A 17,337-nucleotide genomic window follows, 5' to 3' on the forward strand; every position below is an offset into this window, starting at 1 on the left:
CGGCGGGAGACTCGGTCTGGCAAGACCTTGACAGCCGCCATCCTTATTCATCAGACTTTTGCCCGGAAGGCGGTGGCCGGTGTCGACCTCTCCGCTGGAGGAACCCCCACGGCGCGGCGACGCGACCGACAGCCCGGTCATCGTCGACCGGCGGGCCCCGACGACCGGATCGGCGTACCTACCGTCCGCGCGGATGGCCGCCGCCGCCGGCGCGCTGATCCTCGTCGCCGTACTGGGCAGCTTCGCCGCCTCACCGCTGTTCCCGATCTACGCCGACCGCTGGCAGCTGACCCCGGCGCAGATCGCTCTAGCGTTCGCCGGCTATCCCGTCGGGGTGGTCCTGGTCGTCACGCTGCTCGGCGGCCTGTCCGACCGGATCGGCCGGCGGGCGGCGATGCTCGGCGGCGTCGCGCTGGTGCTGGCGGCGTGCCTGGTGACCGCGACCGCGACGTCGCTCCCGGCGCTGGTCGCCGGGCGGATCGTGCAGGGGATGGCGACCGGGATGGTCAGCGCCACCACCGCCGCCGCCCTGCTGGACTTCCACCCCCGGGGCACCCGGGCGGGCACCCTGACCCACGCGGTCTGCACCACCCTCGGTATGGGGCTCGCACCGTTGATGTCCGGGCTGCTGGCCGACCATACCCGGTACCCGCTGGTGCTACCGTTCGTCGTCATCGGCGCGGCCGCTCTGGTGCCGCTGGTCCTGCTGTTCCGCACGCCGGCCGACCGCCGGACGACGCAGCGGGTCCGACTGGTCCGGGCGGTCCGGGTCCCCCGCGACATCCTGCTGCCGTTCAGCATCGCCGCCTGCTCGCTGATGACCCTCAACGGCTGCATGGCGCTGTTCGGTACCTTCGGCTCCCGCATCCTCGCCGAAGGCGCCGGCGTCACCGCCGCCGGTGGCGCCGGCGGACTGCTCACCCTGCTGATCGGCATGACCCTGCTGTCCCAACTGCTGCTGAACCGACTCGACGCCATCCGGTCGGTCTGCTTCGGCGTCGTGGCGATCACGACCGGTGCCGGCGCCACCGCGCTGGCCCTGCACCTGGGCAGCCCGGCGGTCACCGTCACCGGGGCCGCGCTAATCGGCTTCGGTGGCGGACTGACGCTACTCGGCGCCACCCGACTGATCGGCGAGTCGGCGCCGACCCACCGGCGGGCGGAGATCTTCGCGGCGTGGATGGTGGCCGCCTTCGCGACGCTCGGCGGCAGCTCGCTGCTCAGCGGCCTCGCGTTGACCGGGGCCTTGCTGCCGGCGGTGCTGACCGTCGCGACCGGCGTCATCGCCCTACTCTGCGCGTACACGCTGGTCGCCGGCGCGGTCCACGCCCGTCGCGGGCGCGCACCACGCTGAGCCACGGCACGTCAGTCGCTGGCGCGGACGCCGATGTCGTCGCTGGTGTCGTCGGAGTCGGCCAGGGCGGTGAGATCGCCGACCGCGTCGGCCATGCCGGTACGCAGGTCGTCCAGCACACTGGCGACGGAACGCACCCGGTCCACCAGACCGACCGCCTGACCCGCCGCCGAACCCATCACCGGCGTGACCTGGTGCTCGAAGGAGCTGACCACGGCGTCGCGGGCCAGCACTTGCTGCACCGGGGAGGCCAGTGGCGCCGGAGCGTCCGGTTGCCGCCAGGCCTGGGTCCACGCGGTGGTCAGCTGCCGGGTCGGCTTGCCGGTGTACGCCGTGGTCTTCGCGGTGTCGGTGGCCGCCGCCGTCACGATCTTGTCCTTGACGACCGGGTCGAGATCGCTCTCGGCGGTGGCGAGCCAGATCGAGCCCGTCCACACCGCCTGGGCACCCAGTGCCAGCGCGGCCACCACCTGACGGCCGGTGGCGATGCCACCGGCGGCGACCACCGGCACGTCGCCGGCGGCAGCCACCACCTGCGGCACCAGCACCATCGAGGTGATCTCACCGGTGTGTCCGGCCGCCTCGTAGCCCTGGGCGACGATCACGTCGACGCCGGCGGCCAGCTGGTGGCGTACGTGTCGTGGGTCGCCGACCAGGCCGGCGACCAGCATGTCCAGTCTCGTCGCGGCGGCCCGCACCTGGGCGGGAGGCGGCCCGAGCGCGCTGGCCACCAGCCGCACCGGGTGGGCCCGCACGACCTCCCACAGCGCGAACGCGTTCGCGTGGGTCATCAGGTGGTCGATCTCGGTCGGCATCCCGCCGAGCCGGGTCCGGCCAGGTTCACTGCGGCGCAGCGGAATCCCGAGCCGGGTCTGCAGCCCGGCGACGAAGTCCTGGTGCCCGGCCGGGATCTGGGCGAGCAGGTCGGTCGGGTCGTCACCAGCGGACCTGGCGGGAAAGAGCAGGTCGACGCCGTACGGGCGACGCCCGCACTCGCGATCAAGCCAGGCGAGATCCTGTTCGAGGTCGTCGGGGGACATCGAGGCCGCGCCGAGTACCCCGAGCCCACCACCCCGGCTGACCGCCGCCACCACGTCGCGGCAGTGGCTGAAGGCGATCACCGGCAGGTCGATGCCGATCCGTCGACACAGCGGGGTCACGACGACGTGCCCAGGGTCACCGCGCAGACCTCGCAGCCGTCGTCCTCGACGGTGCAGTTCGAGCCCGACTGCGCCGCGACGCCCAGGTAGGCGTCGACCAGCGCGCTGACCGCGCCGAGCCGGCCGGTCGGCGGTGCCGGTCGGGTCGCGGCGAGGGCCGCGGCGTGCCCGGCGGCCAGTCCGACGACCGACGGGTCGCCGATCTCGATGCCGACCCGGCCGGCCACCTCGGCGGCCACCGGGGTCATGCAGGTGCAGCCGAAGAGGATCAGGTCAGTGCCGTCCCGGTCGGCGGCCCGCAGACACGCGGCGGAGATGGCGTCGACGACGTCGGTCTCGCCCCGGGCCATCCGTGCCTTGACCCCGGCGTCGGTGCCGACCCGGTGCAGTTCCGTCTCGTCGGACAGGTAGTGCACCCCGGCGGCGAGGGCACCGCCGGCGCAGCTGCTCAGCCGCTCGGCGTAGAGATAGTCCATCGAGGCGGGCCAGACGGTGACGATGCTGAACCGCCGACCGAGCTGGCCCGCCCAGGCCAGGGAGGCCTCGCCGGCACCGACGATCGGCACCGAGGTGGCGGCGCGCAGCCGGCCCACGCCGTAGTCGCCGAACGTATCGATGTAAACGGCGTCGCAGCCGGCGACGATCGCCGCCTCGGCGACGTCGACCGTGCCGACCTCGGTGAGTAGATGCTCGTACGGGGTACGGGCGAATCGGCGCAGCCGTGGTTCGACGAGTTCGGTGACGAGGCCGGGTGGATCGGGCAGCACCGGGGCCCGCTTCGCGTCGGAGTTGATGACCGCCAATCGTCGCAGCTCACTCATGTCGACCTCCCGCCAAAAGTCTGACCTATGAATGTCAGGGGTGTCAACGACTCCGTCCACTCCGGCTTCTAGCTTGCTGGGCTGCTTGCAAGTAAAAGTCATACCTTTGACAGCCAGATGGTCAGTCCGCTACAGTGGCCGCCGCCTCGGCGGCAGTGAGCCGACGCCGTAGATGTTCCCGATCCGGTTCGGTGCCGGCCAGGCCCACCGCCTGCCGGTAGGCGTCGGCCGCGTCGGCGTACCGGCCGAGCCGGTGCAGCAGATCGGCCCGGGCGGCCGGCAACGGGTGGTACGACCGCAGGCGCGGATCGGCGACCAGCTCGTCGAGCAGGGCCAGACCGGCTGCCGGGCCGTCCCGCATGGCCACCGCCACCGCCCGGTTCAACGCCACCACCGGCGACGGTGCCGCCCTCAGCAGTACGTCGTAGAGGGCGACGATCTGCGGCCAGTCGGTGCCGGCGACGTCGGGCGCCTCGTCGTGCAGCGCGGCGATGGCGGCCTGCAGCCCGTACGGGCCCGGTGGGCCGCCGGTCAACGCCGTGCGGGCCAACGCACAGCCTTCCCCGATCATTGGACGGTCCCACCGACGCCGGTCCTGCTCGTCGAGGAGTACCGGCACCCCGTCCGGTCCGGTCCGGGTGTGACGGCGGGCGTGCACCAGCAGCAGCAGGCCGAGCAGTCCGGCGGTCTCCCGTTGCGCGGGCAGCAGCCGGTGCAGGATGCGGGCCAGCCGGATGGCCTCCTCGGCCAGGTCCAGGCGTTGCAGGCGGGGGCCGGAGCTGGCCGCGTACCCCTCGGTAAAGATCGAGTACACCGCCTGCAGGACACCGGGAAGCCGCTGCGGCAACTCGTCGGCACCGGGCACTCGGAACGGGATACGCGCGTCGCGGATCTTGCGTTTCGCCCGGACGATCCGCTGGGCCATGGTCGCCTCCGGCATCAGGAAGGCCCGGGCCACCTCGGCGGTGGTCAACCCGCCGAGGCAGCGCAGGGTCAACGCCACCCGGTCCTCGGCGGTCAGCGCCGGGTGGGCGCAGGTGAAGAACAGGGCGAGCCGGTCGTCGGGCAGGTCCCGGTCGACGTCCGCCGCCTGAGCCGGGTCGGCCCGGTCCGCCTCGGTCTGCAGCACCGCGATCCGCAGGGCCAACGTCCGGTCGCGGCGGATGCGGTCGACGGCCCGGCGGCGCGCGGTGGTCAGCAGCCACGCGCCGGGCCGGGTCGGCACCCCGGAGACCGGCCAGTGCGTCAGCGCCGCCTCGATGGCCTCGGCGGCTGCCTCCTCGGCCAGGTGCAGGTCACCGAAGCGGCGTACCAGGGTGGCGAGCAGCCGGCCGTGTTCCTCGCGGAACACGGCCGCCACCGATGCGTGTACCGCCGCCGGGTCCGTTTCCGGGGCCCGGGCGGCCGGGTGGTTCTGCGGCTCGCCGCCGATCATCCGGTGTCAGAGCCCGAACTCGGCGATCGGACGCACCTGCACCGATCCCCCGTCCCGAGCGCCGGGCGAGCGGGCCGCCCAGTCCAGCGCGACGTCCAGGTCCGGTACGTCGATGACGTCGTACCCGCCAAGCACCTCCCGGCTCTCGGCGAACGGACCGTCGGTGACGATTCGTTGTCCGTCGACGTCGACCTTGACCGAGGTGCAGGTGGTCAGGTCGGCCAGGGCGTTGCCGCTGACCCAGATGCCGGCGTCCTTCATCTGCTTGTCGTAGGCCATCCAGTCCTCGACGGTGCACTGCGCCCCGGGCTGGTCCGGGCCGTCGGTCGGCGGGCTGACGAACAACAGCATGTACTTCATGTCGGGCTCCTCGCAGGTGGTGGTGTTGTCGTACGCCTTGACGACGATCGGCGGACCGCCGTTTCGACAGCTGATCCCTGCGAATCCTGCCGGGACCTACTCGGAGTCGGCCAGGATGGCGTACAGCTTGCGGCGGGTCTCGTCGAGTACGGCCAGGGCCCGCTCCCGCTGCTCGGGGGTGCCGTTCATCATCACGTGGCGCAGCGCGTGCAACGTCTGCATACCGGATTCGCGCACGTCATGCCAGCTCTCCACGGTTTCCGGGGCGAACTGCGTCCACGGCGCCTGCTCGGCGGCCTGCTCGGCCTCGGGGCGGCCGGCGTCGGTCAACGCGTACTGCCGGCGGCTGCCGCCGGCCGCGTCCACGGTCCCGACGACCAGCCCTTCGTCCTCGAGCAGTTGCAGGGTGGGGTAGATCGATCCCGGGCTCGGTCGCCAGGCACCGCCGGTGCGGGAGTCGAGTTCCCGGATCATCTCGTACCCGTGCATCGGTCCTTCGACGAGCAGGGCGAGCACGGCGGCACGCACGTTCGGCCGGCGGCTGCGGCCGCCGCCCCGGCCCCGCCGCGGGCCGCCGCCCGGCCCTGCGCCGAAGCCGGGGCCTGGGCCGGGACCGAACCCGAGGCCGGGGCCGAACGGCGGGACTCCGAATCCGCCCCGCATCCATGCCTGCCGTCCGCCGTGGAACCGGTGGTGGAACTTCATGTCTGCCTCCAAATGCGTTGTCGATACTTTGACGATATATCGCCGACCAGTCATCGACAACACGAATGCGCCTGACGGGGCGTACAGGCCCGTCAGGCGCATCGGGATGCAGTGGAACTTTGTGGTAAGAACCGCTAATTGTCGCTTTCGTGGTCAGCTGCGGGCCCCAAGGTTCGGGTAGCTGCGTGGTTGCAGGAAGGCAGAGCTCCGGATCCCGCCGTCTGTGTCGCGCGGTCCGATCAGCACCGACGGATCCGTGCTGAGCAGATCCGAGTTGCTCCAGGAACTCTTGATGTTCCACGAGTTCCTGGTCGCCGTGGAATTGCCCAGCGACACCCCCGCCCCGTTGCCGACCGCGAGGTTCGCGGTCAACCGCGAGGTCGAGTTCGCAAACTTGTACCCGCTGCCGCCGTTGTTCCAGGCCGTGGTGCGGTCCACCGTGATGGTGCCCGGGTTGCCGTTGTCGATGAACCCGCTCACCGCGTTGCTGAACGAGAAGCTGTTACGGATGGTGTGGTTCGCGGCCGGGTCGGGGTCACCGCCGCCCATCTTGAACCCGTTGCCGTCGCCGGTGTAGTTGGGCAGATCCCACCGGTTGAAGCCGTTGCCCCAGGCCGCAGAGTCCTCGACGAGGATCGGAGAGGCGAACTCCCAGGCGTCGAAACCGTCGTCGGAGTTGTTCCACAGCCGGACTCCGCGTACCACGTTGCCGGTGCCGGAGCCCTCCTTGATGGCCAGGCCGTCGGCGCTCTCGCCGTTCTTGCGTGGGTCCCGGTTGCCGTACGAGTCGAGGTCGATCACCTGGTTGTTGCTCGCGGCGCCCTGGATCTGCAGGCCGGACTCGTAGTTGTCGCGGGTGACGAGGCGTTCGAAGACGTTGTTGCTGCAGTCGCGGCAGAAGATGGCGTACGGCCCGTGAATGATCTCCAGGTCACGTACCCGCCAGTAGTCGGCCTCCATGTGCAGCACGCCACGCTCGAGGTTGGGGATGCTGCCACCGACCGGCGCCGGGGTGTGCGGCAGGTCCTCACCGTCGAGAACCACCCGCTCCCGGTTGTAGCTGGTGATCGTGTAAGGGTTGGCCGCAGTGCCGTCCTTCATGATCCGCACGTTGGTGCTGAACTGGTAGGTGCCGCCCCGCATGGCGATCGTCGTGCCGGGGGAAGCCAAGGTCACCGCCCGAGCCAGGGTCGCCAGCGGAGCCCCGACTGTGCCAGGGTTCGCGTCGTTTCCGTTGGTCGCGACGATAAGCGTGTTGCCCGGTGGCGGCACGGTCGGCGGCGGCACGGTCGTCGGCGGCACGGTCGTCGGCGGCGGGCTGGTGGGAGCGGGTCCGTTGCAGACCGTGCCGTTCAGAGTGAAAGTGGTCGGCACTGGGTTCGACAAGTTGTTCCAGGTGCCGTTGAATCCCCCGGTCACAGTGCCGCCGGTAGGGATCGACGCGTTGTAGCTGACGTTTCGCACGACGACGGTGCCACTTGCCGGGTCGGCAGTAAATCCCCAGGACTGGGTGATGGCCTGGTCGGCAGCAAAAGTCCAGCTCAGCGTCCAGCCGTTGATCGGCGCACCGTGGTTGGTAATGGCGAGGTTGGCGCCGAAGCCACCCGGCCATTGCGCGGCGACGGTGTACGTGACCTGGCAGCCACTGGCAGCGCTGGCCGACAGGGTGGTCACCGCGGTCATTCCCGCAGTGAGAGCCACGGTGGCCACAGCCGCCACCGGCCACGCCGGCCGTTGGAGGTGTCGAGTCATGAGTTCTCCTGATGGTCGGTCCAGCGGTCACCGGCGGGCGGCACGCCCCACTGACGACCGGGATCACTGGTGAGTGAGGTTCGACGACGAGCAAGCCGACGGGCCGGTGCCGACCGGCCGGCCGAGTCACCTCCTGGACTTCGACGGCCTGCGGTGAGGTGCGTGAAAGCGCTTTCCACACATCATATTGATAGATGTCATCCCGTCAACAGCCGGGAGCCAGCTGCCCGACAGCGTCGACCGGGTGGGCCCTTGCTCGCTCACACCAGGGCTGGGACCGCGCAACCACGACCGGGCCGGGCCCGGCTGGGTGAAGGCCCGCGACGCGTCAACGGAACGTGGGATGGATCAGGACGAAGCCGGTCACGCTGGCCATCAGCGCGGCGCCGATCAGCACCGGAAGCGGCACCCAGACGGCGTACAGCGCTGTACTGGCGGTCGGCGCGAGCACGAAGGTGAGCCCATTGGTGGCGCCGATCACTCCGGCCAGCCCGCCCTGCTCGTCGCGGCGGACCGCCAGCGTCGGACCGGCGACGTAGCCGGGCATCGCGATACCGAGACCGAGTCCGATCATGGCCATCGCGGCGACCAGGAACCCGATGTGCGTGTCCGGCACCAGCAGAACGAACCCGACCAGCCCGACGGCCCCACCGACCCGCAGCAGCCTCGCCGGCCGCCAGCCGCTGCGCGGCACCACGACGGTCTGCGCGAACGCCATCCCGACACCGGCGGCAAGCAGCGCCGCACCGGTGACCAGACCGGTGGCCTCCGCGTCCAACCCGAACCGGTCCTGGACCAGGAACCCGCTGACCACCTGGACGAAACCGAGCGCGGTGAACATGCCGAACCCGGCGAGCAGGTACGGCCACACCCGGGCGTCGAACGGGCTGACCCGGACCGGCTTCTCGATCAACTCGGTACGGCTCTCCCGGCGCAGCCGCACCGCGACGACGGCCAGCCCGACGGCGAGCAGCACCGGCACCACCACCAGCGGAGCCATCAGCCCGAAACCGGCGAGCAGGCCACCGACCAACGCGCCAGCGACCATTGCCCCGCCCTGCACCGCCCCGATCCCGGCCATCCCTCTGACCCGGGCGGACTGGTCGACCGTGACGTCGGCGATGTACGCCTGCGCGGTCGGTGGCACAGCAGCCATCGCGGTGCCGAACCCGACGCCCCGGAACACCACGAACAGCAGGAACATGGTGGTGCCGGTGACGACGCCCCGCATGCCGAGGTCGGCGAGCAGCGCGAACAGCGCCATCGTCAAAGTGGCCAGGGTAAACGCGGCGACCAGCACCGGCTTGCGACCCCACGACTGGGACCGACGTCCCCACAGCTGGCTGGTCGCCACCACCATCAACGCGGAGATGCTGATGGTCACCCCGACCTGCCACTCGGCGAGACCGATCTCGCGGGCCAACGGGGCGATGATCGGACTCATCGACATCTGGCCGAGAAAGACCAGGAAGACCGCGCCGAGCAGCAGCGGGATCTGCGGCCGCGGGACCCCGGCCGGCCTGTCGACGGGGACCGCGCCGGGTGAGACCATCCGGCCACGCTAACCACCGGTGATCATCTGTACCAAGGACGCCCGTCACACCTGCCACCCCGGCTGTGACCTGCCCGGACACCAGTGGTATTCAGATCTGGCAAGCCACATCCGGTTCGTAGTCGAACCAGTCGAAGCGGACCGTACCGGCGGCGGCGTACATGCCGATCACCCGGCCGGTGAAGCCTCCGGCGACCTCGGTCGACAGGTAACGGCCGTCGAGCTCGGCCAGTACGGCGAACTCACCGTCGGCGGTTTCGAAGCCGAGCCGAAGCACGTCCGGCCCCTGCCGGGGATGCCAGGTCGGCGACGGGACGGCGTCGACCCGTAGCACCACCGGCCCGGCTGGTACCGGCTGGAAGTCCAGCACCGGCCGCAGCGGGCCGATCCGGGCCGCGGCCCGCACCTCGCCACCGCCGGCCTCGACCGTGTAGTGGTGGTTCTCGTCCATCCGCACCGCCAGGCCGCCCCGGCCGGCACCCGGGTCGATCAGGGTCCGGACCCGGCAGGACAGGTGCTGCTGGCGGCGGCCGACGAAGGTGACGTCGGCGTCGCCGAGCGACGCACCGCGCGCCTGCAGGGTCAGCCAGCCCGGCGGCCGGGTCGTCGACCACACGTCGTCAGGCCGGGACCGCACCGACAGCCACCGTGGGTGCAGCCGGTCGGCGTCGAAGTCGTCCCGGGTCGGCGGTGGCGTCACCGGTGCCGCAGGCCAGCGCGGTGCGGTCATTCGCCCGGTGAGCGCGCCGACGACCGGCCAGCCGTCGACCCAGTCGACCGGGGCGAGGAACGTCTCCCGGCCGAGCACGTGCCAGCCGGGGGTGCCGCCGCGCGGCCGGACCCCGAGCAGCACCAGCCACCAGGAGCCGTCCGGTGCCTGAACCAGGTCGCCGTGGCCGGTGTTCTGGATCGGCCGGTCGGTACCGCGGTGGGTGAGGATCGGGTTCGCCGGGCACGGCTCGAACGGGCCGCCCGGCGCCGGGCCCCGGGCGACGGAGATGCCGTGGCCGCGTTCGGTACCGCCCTCGGCGATCAGCAGGTACCAGTAGGCACCGATCCGGTACAGGTGCGGGGCCTCCGGCGCCTGGGCGCCGGGGGTGCCGGACCACAACCGGCGGGTCGGCCCGAGCGTGGCACCGGTCCGCGGGTCGATCCGCACCTGGTGGACTCCGGCCGTAGTGCACCAGCAGTGACCGTCGTCGTCCCAGGCCAGGTCGGGGTCGATGCCGGCCACGCCGGCCAGGCGCACCGGGTCGGACCACGGCCCGGCCGGGTCGGCGGCGGTGACCAGCAGGTTGCCGCCGCCGTTGGCCACGTTGGTGGTGATCAGCCAGAACCGGCCGTCGTGGTGGCGCAGGGTGGGTGCATACACCCCGCCGGACGACAGGGTCGACGCGGGGATGGCCAACTGCCCGGGGCGGTCCAGCACGTTGCCGATCTGGGCCCAGTTGGCCAGGTCGCGGCTGTGGTAGATCGGTACGCCGGGGAAGTACTCGAAGCTGGAGCAGGCGAGGTAGTAGTCGTCGCCGACCCGGCAGACACTCGGGTCCGGATGGAAGCCGGGCAGTACCGGGTTGGTGAACCCGCCGTCGACCCATCCGTCCACTGTCATGTCGGCCTCCCCGGTCCGGTGTGCGGTGGATGCACCGTACCCGGACCGGGGTCGGACCTGTGTCGGGTCAGCCGTCGTCGTCCCCGCCTGCGGTGGCACCGCGGGCCGGCAGCGCCACGGTACGCGGCAGCAACTGCGCGGTGAGCAGGGTGGACAGTGCCGAGACGTCGCCGCCGCCGGTACCGTCGGTGCGTACCACCACCGGCTGCGGGGCCTTGCCGGCGAGCGCCGCGCCCACCTCGAGCCGGCGCAGCGCCAGCTCGTACTGCAGCACCGCCCGGTTGTCCCGGTACGACTGGGCCAGCCGGCGTTGCGCCTTGGCCTCGTTCTCGGCGGCGATCAGCCCGCTGCGGCCCCGGGTCTCGATCTCGAACCGGACCCGCTGCGCGTTGGTTTCCTGCTCCTCCAGCAGCTGCGCGACCTGCTCACGAGCCTTGTTCAGGGCCGCCTTGACCTCGACGAACCGGGCGTCTCGCACCTTCTTGGCCCGCTCGATGTCCATCTGCAGGCTGTCGATGCGCCGTTTGCGGGTCAGCCCCCACTCCTGCTCGTACGCGGCGTGCTCCTTGGCGACCCGTTCCCGGGTGGCCAGGTGCTGCTGATACTGGGTGGGCAGCTGCACGTCGGGAATGTTGCAGCCGGTGATCCGCACCCCGTAGCGGGACAGCTGCCGGTTGAGCAGGTCCTGCATGTCGGCCACGTCGGAGCCACGCAGGTCGTACGCCCGTTCGGTCTGCACCTGGCGGGCCCGCTGCCGGATGGCGTCCTGCACGGCGCTGGACAGCACCAGGTCGAAGTTGCCGGCGCCGATGGTCCGCACGAACAGCACCGCGTCGGTGATCCGCAGCTTCATGAAGAACTCGATCGACCGCAGCGGCACGTTCTCCCGGGTCGGGCAGGCCATCACCGGCGCCGAGTACGGGATCTCGGTGGCGACGTCGACGACGAAGTCGACCCGTGACCAGGGGTGCCACAGGTAGTGCCGGCCCGGCTCCAGGGTGCGGGTGACCGCGCCGTAGCGGGTGAGCACCCCGTGGGTGCCCTGCTCGATCTCCACGATGGACGAGCGCCACCACCAGAGCGCACCGATCAGCAGCAGTACCACCCCGGCCAGGTAGCTGGCACCGGCGAGGGCCCCGTACGCGGCGCCGATCAGCCCGTCGACACCGTTCAGGGTGAACATCACGCCGGACAGCAGGGCGAGCAGACCGAGCCAGAGCGGCACCATCCAGCCGAGCCGTCGCCGGTGCTTGGGAATCACCACCGGTACGAGGCTGCCCGCGTCACCGCCGCGCAGCAGCTGGGCGAGCTCGCTCCACGGCGCTACCGCCTCGGAGATGACCGACCTGCCGCCACTGAGTTTGCTCATCACCACTGTGCCTCCGGGTCGTCGTCGGTCGGCTCCGGCGCACCGGGGGCCAGGGAAACGCCGGCATCGGTGCCCGGCACGGTCGGCTGGTCGGCCGCACGGAGCGCGGCGATCTCCGGCTCACGTCCGGCGATCCGGGCGGCGACCTCGGCCAGCCGGGTGCGCATCGCGGCCATGTCGGTCTCGCTGAACAGGTCGGCACCCCGCTCGCCGACCAGTTCACGGGCCAGCTTGAGCAGGTCCACCCCGACCGCACCGTTCGGGTCGGTGGAGCCGCCGATGCGCACCAGCCGGGGCAGGTGGTCGGCGACCTCCTCCAGGGTGTCCAGCACCTCCCGCTGGTAGCGGTAGTCGAGGATCTCCGGCGCTTCGGCGGCGGTGACCGCCCGGATGTCCAGGGCCTGCGCCTCCAGCAGGGCGGCGTTGGCCCGTGCCTCGGACTCGGCCAGCACGTACCGCTGGCGGGCCAGTGCCTCGGCGCGGTTGGTCTCCCGCTCCACCGCAGTGTCCATTTGCGCCTGGTACTGGGCGATCTCGGCCTGGATGCCGGACAGGGTCTCGTGCAGGGTGGCCAGCTCCTTGGCCAGGTCGCCCTCGTCCTGCTCCTTGCGTAGCTGCAGCGCGTACTGGTGGGTGTAGGCGTCCTTGGCGACCCGCACCATCTCGGGCGCGGCGAGGTCCATCCGGTACTCCCGGTCGGCCGGCTCGGCGTGGGTGATATTGGCGTTGGTCAGCTCGACAGCCGGCAGGAACTGCTGGTTGAGCTGCTCCAGCAGGCGACCGGTGTCCTCGCCGACCATGTTGTAGATGTCGGCGGCCTGCTGTTCGTAGATCAGGCTACGGATGGTCTCGCTGACCGCGTTGCTGAGCTTCTCCTCGAAACCGCGGACCGCGCCGAGGGTGTAGACGAACTCCACCGGGTCACTGATCCGGAACTGGATGAACAGGTCGATGGACGCCTTCACGCCGCCCTTGGTCGGGGCCTCACGCACCGGTGCGTTGAACGGGTACTCGCGGGTGGTGTTGACGATGTACGACACCCGCTTCCACGGGTTCAGCAGGACCACCCGGCCGGGGCCGACGACCTGCTCCAGCTTGCCGAACCGGGTGATCAACGCGGCGCAGCCGTCCGGCACCATGACCATGCCCTGGCGCCACCAGACGAAACCGACGGCGAACAGCGACAGCACCCAGTAGTGGATTCCGAACAGCGGGTTGAGTAACAGGTTGCCACCGCCGACCGAGACCACCGCGGAGCCGAGTACGCCGAGCACCAGCAGCAGCGACACCGGCAGCATGGTGACCAGCGAACGACCGCGCGGAATCACCATCGGGCAGATGACGTGCACCGCCCCGCCCTCGCCGCGCCGCTGCTCGCTGCGGTTGAGCACCTCACCCGCGTCGTCAAGCGGCACCCGGCGCTGCTCCATGACGGTGTCGATGCTGCCGCCGAGGTCGCGGGCAGCCGGAAAGTCGACCGGATCCATCCCGTCCTCGACCGACTGACCTCCACCGGCCCCACCGGTCACGACACCGCCACGGCGGCCCAGTTCGGCCATGGCCAGCTGGCGAGGATCATTACCTTCAGCGATCGCAGAGGCAGCCTTGCGTATACCCTGTTGGACCCGTGACACGGTTCCCCTTCCGTAGATCTCGGTCGGCGCCCGGCTCGGGCAACTCGGCGCACCGGTCCGGCGAAATGCTAGCCACCCAGGTCAACCAGGTGACAGCTACGCCGGGTCGGGGACCGACGTGGGCATCGAAGCCGCCGAGCTGGTGCACGGCGAGCCCTTCGTGCTGGGCTGGGTGCCCAGCGTGCGGCTTCCAGCAGCGCGGTCAGCTGCCGGTCGGTGAGCCGGTGCTCGGGGTCGAAGGCGCGCGGGCTCCACCGGTCGGCGAGCAGCGGGTGCAGCGGCTCGGAGGTGGTCGCGGTCTTCGCGAGATCGGACACCAGGTGCTCCTGCCAAGCTCGAGGTCAAGTGTCGAGTGTCGAGTGTCGGCGGTCGGTACGACCGTACGACGATCCGCAGGTGACCGGCGACCCAGCATATCGATTTACGTCGCTTCTATGCCTAGTCTGAGTCGACATACGTGGTGTCGTACGTCCGCGACACCAGACCCGGCCACCTGAAGGAGGCACCCGATGCCTGCCGCACCCCGCACCCGGCGACACCCCCACCGACGGCGTCTGGTCAGCACCGCCTGCGCCGCTCTGTCCGTCCCGCCCATGCTGGTCGCCGCGCTCGCGCTGGCTGCCCCGCCGGCCGCCGCCGCACCGGTCACCGTCACCAATGCCACCCAGTTCACCGACACCACCGGCGCCGGCGTCCACGCCCACGGCGGCGGCATGATCAAGGTGGGCGGGTACTACTACTGGTTCGGTGAGAACCGCCACGACGACCACACCTTCCGGTACGTCTCCGTCTACCGGTCAACCGATCTGCGCACCTGGGAGTTGCGCAACCACGTGCTGCGGCAGAACAGCAGCCCGGAGCTCGCTGTCGCCAACATCGAGCGTCCCAAGATCCTCTACAACCCGGCCACCGGCAAGTACGTGCTCTGGATGCACTGGGAGAACGGCGTCGACTACGGCCAGGCCCGGGTGGCGGTGGCCACCTCCGACACCGTCGACGGCAACTACACGTACCTGGGCAGTTTCCGGCCGCTCGGCTACGACTCACGGGACATGACCGTGTTCCGCGACGACGACGGCACCGCGTACCTGATCTCCTCGACCCGGGTCAACGCGGACCTGAACATCTACCGGCTGACCCCCGACTACACCGGCGTCGCCGGCCTGGTGCAGACCCTGTGGCCGGGCAACTACCGGGAGGCGCCGGCCATGTTCAAACGTAACGGCGTCTACTTCCTGGTCACCTCCGGCGCCACCGGCTGGCAGCCCAACCAGGCCCGGTACGCCACCGCCTACAGCATCACCGGCACCTGGACCGCGCCGACCGCGTTCGCTGACAGCATCACCTACGGCTCCCAGCCGGCCTACGTCCTGCCGGTGCAGGGCACCGCCACCACCTCATACCTGTACCTTGGTGACCGCTGGGCCAGCGCCTGGGGCGGCCGGGTCAACGAGTCCCGCTACGTCTGGCTGCCGTTGACCTTCCCGTCGAACACGTCGCTGAGCATGAGCTGGCACCCACAGATCAGCATCGACACCGCGACCGGGCAGGTCACTGGCGTCGGCGGCGGGTACGCCTACGAGACGCTACGGGCCCGGCACAGCGGCAAGTGCCTCGATGTGCTCAACGAGTCCACTACGGATGGTGCCGGCGTCGCCCAGTACGGCTGCCACAACGGCGGCAACCAGCACTGGCAACTGCGTGACCTGGGCACCGGCTACCACCAGCTGGTGGCCCGGCACAGCGACCGCTGCCTGACCGTGTCGAACGGCTCCACCGCCGACCACACCGCCGTTGCCCAGTACGCCTGCCAGCCGGGACGCACCGACCAGCAGTGGCAGCGGGTCGACGCCGGCTCCGGCTACCAGCGGATCGTGGCCCGGCACAGCGGTAAGTGCCTCGACGTCGCCGGGTACTCCACCGCCGACAGCGCCCGGGTGATCCAGTACACCTGCGGTACCGGCGGCAACCAGCAGTGGCAGCGGGTCGGAGTCTCCTGAGACCGGTGCCGGCCAGGCCGCGGGACCGGGCGGCGTGGCATCGCCGCCCCGTCCCGCAACGTCACAGGTCGGCCCCCGCAGCAGGTACGGATCAGTCCCGCAGCGGGTACGGGATGAAGGTGCTGCGGTTCTCGTCGACGTCGAGCCGCCGGCTGATCGGCGGAGCGGCCCGCTGCGGGCAGGTCATCCGTTCGCAGGTCTTGCAGCCGGGGCCGATCGGGGTGGCGGCGTCGGCGGCGTGCAGGTCCATCCCGGCCGAGTAGACCAGCCGACCGGCATGGCGGGTCTGGCAGCCGAGACCGATCGCGTACACCTTGCCGGGTTGACCGTAGCCACCGTGGTGGCGGATGACGGTCCGGGCGATCCACAGGTAGCGCTGGCCGTCTGGCATCGCGGCGACCTGGGTGACCACCCGGCCCGGCGAGCCGAACGCCTCGTAGACGTTCCACAGCGGGCAGGTGCCGCCGGTACGGGAGAACGGGAACCCGGTCGCCGACTGACGCTTGGACATGTTGCCGGCCCGGTCGACCCGGACGAACGAGAACGGCACCCCGCGCGAACGGGGCCGCTGCAGGGTGCTCAACCGGTGGCAGACCGTCTCCCAGCCCATCGCGAAGTGCTCGGTGAGCAGGTCGATGTCGTAGCGGCGAGTCTCGGCGGTGGAGAGGAACCGCTCGTACGGCAGAATCAGCGCGGCGGCGAAGTAGTTCGCCAGGCCGACCCGGGTGAGGATCTGGGTCTGGACATCGTCGAACCCTTCCTCCTCGATGATCTCGTCGATCACGTCGGCGTACTCCAGCAGGGCGATCTGCGCGGCCATCCGGATCGCCTCCTGCCCGGGGCGCAGCGAGGTGGACAGGTGCAGGGTGCGGGTCTGCGGCCGGTAGCGGTGCAGCTCGCCGCCGAGGGAGTCGGCGTCGTCGCGGGAGATCCGTACGCCGTGTCGCTGCGCCAGCCGGTCCTGCAGCGCCGCCCGCGCCTCGCCCCGGCGGATCCCGATCTGATCGGACAGCCGCTCGGCGGCCTCGTCGACCGCCGGAACGTAGTTTTGTCGCCGGTAGAAGAACTCAGTGACCTGGTCGTGCGGGCTGTGGCCGATCCGCTCCCGGTCGCCGACCAGTTCGGACAGCTGCTCGTCGGCCTGCTGGTAACGACGGTGCAGGTCGAGCACGGCCTCGGCCACCTCCGGCAGCCGGGAAGCGAACTCGGTCAGGTCGCCGATGCCGGTGCGGGAGCCGAGCGCCTCGCGCAGCCCGGCGACGAGTCGCGGGGTGTCGTGCGGGGCGAAGCTGGTCGGGTCGACGCCGAAGACCTCGGTGATCCGCATCAGCACCGCGACGGTCAACGGCCGGGAGTCGTGCTCGATCTGGTTGAGATAGCTCGCTGAAATGTTGAGCTGCCGGGCCAACTCGGTCTGACTGATCCCCCGGTCCTCACGCATCCGGCGCAGTCTGGCACCGGCGAAGGTCTTGGCGATCGCCCTCACCTCCACGCTCGTTCCAGCTGTGATCCGCCAACGTTAACACGCGATCGGCCTGCATTAGCAGGGCTGCGAATCGCTGCTTTCACAAGTTGGCAGAATG

General features: G+C 70.7%; 13 protein-coding genes and 1 pseudogene. 2 read left to right on the forward strand and 12 right to left on the reverse strand.

Annotated features, from left to right (window positions below; all coding sequences use genetic code 11):
• The first annotated feature begins 79 nt into the window (after positions 1 to 79).
• On the forward strand, positions 80 to 1,354 hold the full coding sequence (locus ACFHWU_RS15370; RefSeq protein ID WP_416554200.1) for an MFS transporter: 1,275 nt from the start codon (positions 80 to 82) through the stop codon (positions 1,352 to 1,354).
• Between the two features lie 11 nt (positions 1,355 to 1,365).
• On the opposite strand, the gene ACFHWU_RS15375 is transcribed toward ACFHWU_RS15370, so the two are convergent.
• The 11 genes and pseudogenes from ACFHWU_RS15375 to ACFHWU_RS15425 all read right to left on the reverse strand — a co-directional run.
• Positions 1,366 to 2,514, reverse strand: a complete 1,149-nt coding sequence (locus ACFHWU_RS15375) for an NAD(P)H-dependent flavin oxidoreductase (RefSeq protein WP_416568244.1) — start codon at positions 2,512 to 2,514, stop codon at positions 1,366 to 1,368.
• On the reverse strand, positions 2,511 to 3,335 hold the full coding sequence (locus tag ACFHWU_RS15380) for an aspartate/glutamate racemase family protein (protein WP_416554196.1): 825 nt from the start codon (positions 3,333 to 3,335) through the stop codon (positions 2,511 to 2,513). Before ACFHWU_RS15380 ends, ACFHWU_RS15375 begins: the two co-directional genes overlap by 4 nt.
• 121 nt (positions 3,336 to 3,456) lie before the next feature.
• Complete coding sequence (locus ACFHWU_RS15385; protein ID WP_416554194.1) at positions 3,457 to 4,770, reverse strand: RNA polymerase sigma factor; 1,314 nt, start codon at positions 4,768 to 4,770, stop codon at positions 3,457 to 3,459.
• Positions 4,771 to 4,776: 6 nt separating this feature from the next.
• On the reverse strand, positions 4,777 to 5,130 hold the full coding sequence (locus ACFHWU_RS15390) for a YciI family protein (protein WP_416554192.1): 354 nt from the start codon (positions 5,128 to 5,130) through the stop codon (positions 4,777 to 4,779).
• A 96-nt stretch (positions 5,131 to 5,226) separates the two neighbouring features.
• Positions 5,227 to 5,835 (reverse strand): PadR family transcriptional regulator, encoded by a 609-nt coding sequence (locus ACFHWU_RS15395; protein WP_416554190.1) that lies wholly within the window; start codon positions 5,833 to 5,835, stop codon positions 5,227 to 5,229.
• Between the two features lie 153 nt (positions 5,836 to 5,988).
• Complete coding sequence (locus tag ACFHWU_RS15400) at positions 5,989 to 7,587, reverse strand: cellulose binding domain-containing protein (protein WP_416554189.1); 1,599 nt, start codon at positions 7,585 to 7,587, stop codon at positions 5,989 to 5,991.
• Between the two features lie 328 nt (positions 7,588 to 7,915).
• Positions 7,916 to 9,139 carry an MFS transporter gene (locus ACFHWU_RS15405; protein WP_416554187.1) on the reverse strand — a complete coding sequence of 408 codons (1,224 nt, stop codon included), beginning with the start codon at positions 9,137 to 9,139 and terminating at the stop codon, positions 7,916 to 7,918.
• Positions 9,140 to 9,230: 91 nt separating this feature from the next.
• Positions 9,231 to 10,751 carry a glycoside hydrolase family 43 protein gene (locus tag ACFHWU_RS15410; protein WP_416554185.1) on the reverse strand — a complete coding sequence of 507 codons (1,521 nt, stop codon included), beginning with the start codon at positions 10,749 to 10,751 and terminating at the stop codon, positions 9,231 to 9,233.
• 67 nt (positions 10,752 to 10,818) lie between these two features.
• Positions 10,819 to 12,120 (reverse strand): SPFH domain-containing protein, encoded by a 1,302-nt coding sequence (locus tag ACFHWU_RS15415; RefSeq protein ID WP_416554183.1) that lies wholly within the window; start codon positions 12,118 to 12,120, stop codon positions 10,819 to 10,821.
• Positions 12,120 to 13,679, reverse strand: coding sequence for an SPFH domain-containing protein (locus ACFHWU_RS15420; RefSeq protein ID WP_416590853.1), 1,560 nt, complete (start codon positions 13,677 to 13,679; stop codon positions 12,120 to 12,122). The genes ACFHWU_RS15415 and ACFHWU_RS15420 overlap by 1 nt, the downstream gene beginning before the upstream one ends.
• 230 nt (positions 13,680 to 13,909) lie before the next feature.
• Positions 13,910 to 14,032, reverse strand: a pseudogene (locus ACFHWU_RS15425) (nitroreductase family protein); the annotation flags it as partial.
• A gap of 231 nt (positions 14,033 to 14,263) precedes the next feature.
• On the opposite strand from ACFHWU_RS15425, the gene ACFHWU_RS15430 reads away from it, so the two are divergent.
• Positions 14,264 to 15,754 (forward strand): RICIN domain-containing protein, encoded by a 1,491-nt coding sequence (locus ACFHWU_RS15430; protein WP_416590854.1) that lies wholly within the window; start codon positions 14,264 to 14,266, stop codon positions 15,752 to 15,754.
• A 91-nt stretch (positions 15,755 to 15,845) separates the two neighbouring features.
• Here the strand turns inward: ACFHWU_RS15430 and ACFHWU_RS15435 are convergent, their stop codons facing one another.
• Positions 15,846 to 17,240 (reverse strand): short-chain fatty acyl-CoA regulator family protein, encoded by a 1,395-nt coding sequence (locus tag ACFHWU_RS15435; protein WP_416590855.1) that lies wholly within the window; start codon positions 17,238 to 17,240, stop codon positions 15,846 to 15,848.
• Between the last annotated feature and the right edge of the window lie 97 nt (positions 17,241 to 17,337).

Source organism: Micromonospora sp. LOL_015 (assembly GCF_048060275.1).
Taxonomy (GTDB): domain Bacteria; phylum Actinomycetota; class Actinomycetes; order Mycobacteriales; family Micromonosporaceae; genus Micromonospora_E.

What these genes read in the sequence shown, in the direction of transcription:
- ACFHWU_RS15420 (WP_416590853.1), bottom strand. Translation starts at nt 13,679, where the DNA reads ATGGCCGAACTGGGCCGCCGTGGCGGTGTCGTGACCGGTGGGGCCGGT.
- ACFHWU_RS15405 (WP_416554187.1), bottom strand. Translation starts at nt 9,139, where the DNA reads ATGGTCTCACCCGGCGCGGTCCCCGTCGACAGGCCGGCCGGGGTCCCG.
- ACFHWU_RS15380 (WP_416554196.1), bottom strand. Translation starts at nt 3,335, where the DNA reads ATGAGTGAGCTGCGACGATTGGCGGTCATCAACTCCGACGCGAAGCGG.
- ACFHWU_RS15385 (WP_416554194.1), bottom strand. Translation starts at nt 4,770, where the DNA reads ATGATCGGCGGCGAGCCGCAGAACCACCCGGCCGCCCGGGCCCCGGAA.
- ACFHWU_RS15395 (WP_416554190.1), bottom strand. Translation starts at nt 5,835, where the DNA reads ATGAAGTTCCACCACCGGTTCCACGGCGGACGGCAGGCATGGATGCGG.
- ACFHWU_RS15415 (WP_416554183.1), bottom strand. Translation starts at nt 12,120, where the DNA reads ATGAGCAAACTCAGTGGCGGCAGGTCGGTCATCTCCGAGGCGGTAGCG.
- ACFHWU_RS15390 (WP_416554192.1), bottom strand. Translation starts at nt 5,130, where the DNA reads ATGAAGTACATGCTGTTGTTCGTCAGCCCGCCGACCGACGGCCCGGAC.
- ACFHWU_RS15430 (WP_416590854.1), top strand. Translation starts at nt 14,264, where the DNA reads ATGCCTGCCGCACCCCGCACCCGGCGACACCCCCACCGACGGCGTCTG.
- ACFHWU_RS15400 (WP_416554189.1), bottom strand. Translation starts at nt 7,587, where the DNA reads ATGACTCGACACCTCCAACGGCCGGCGTGGCCGGTGGCGGCTGTGGCC.
- ACFHWU_RS15410 (WP_416554185.1), bottom strand. Translation starts at nt 10,751, where the DNA reads ATGACAGTGGACGGATGGGTCGACGGCGGGTTCACCAACCCGGTACTG.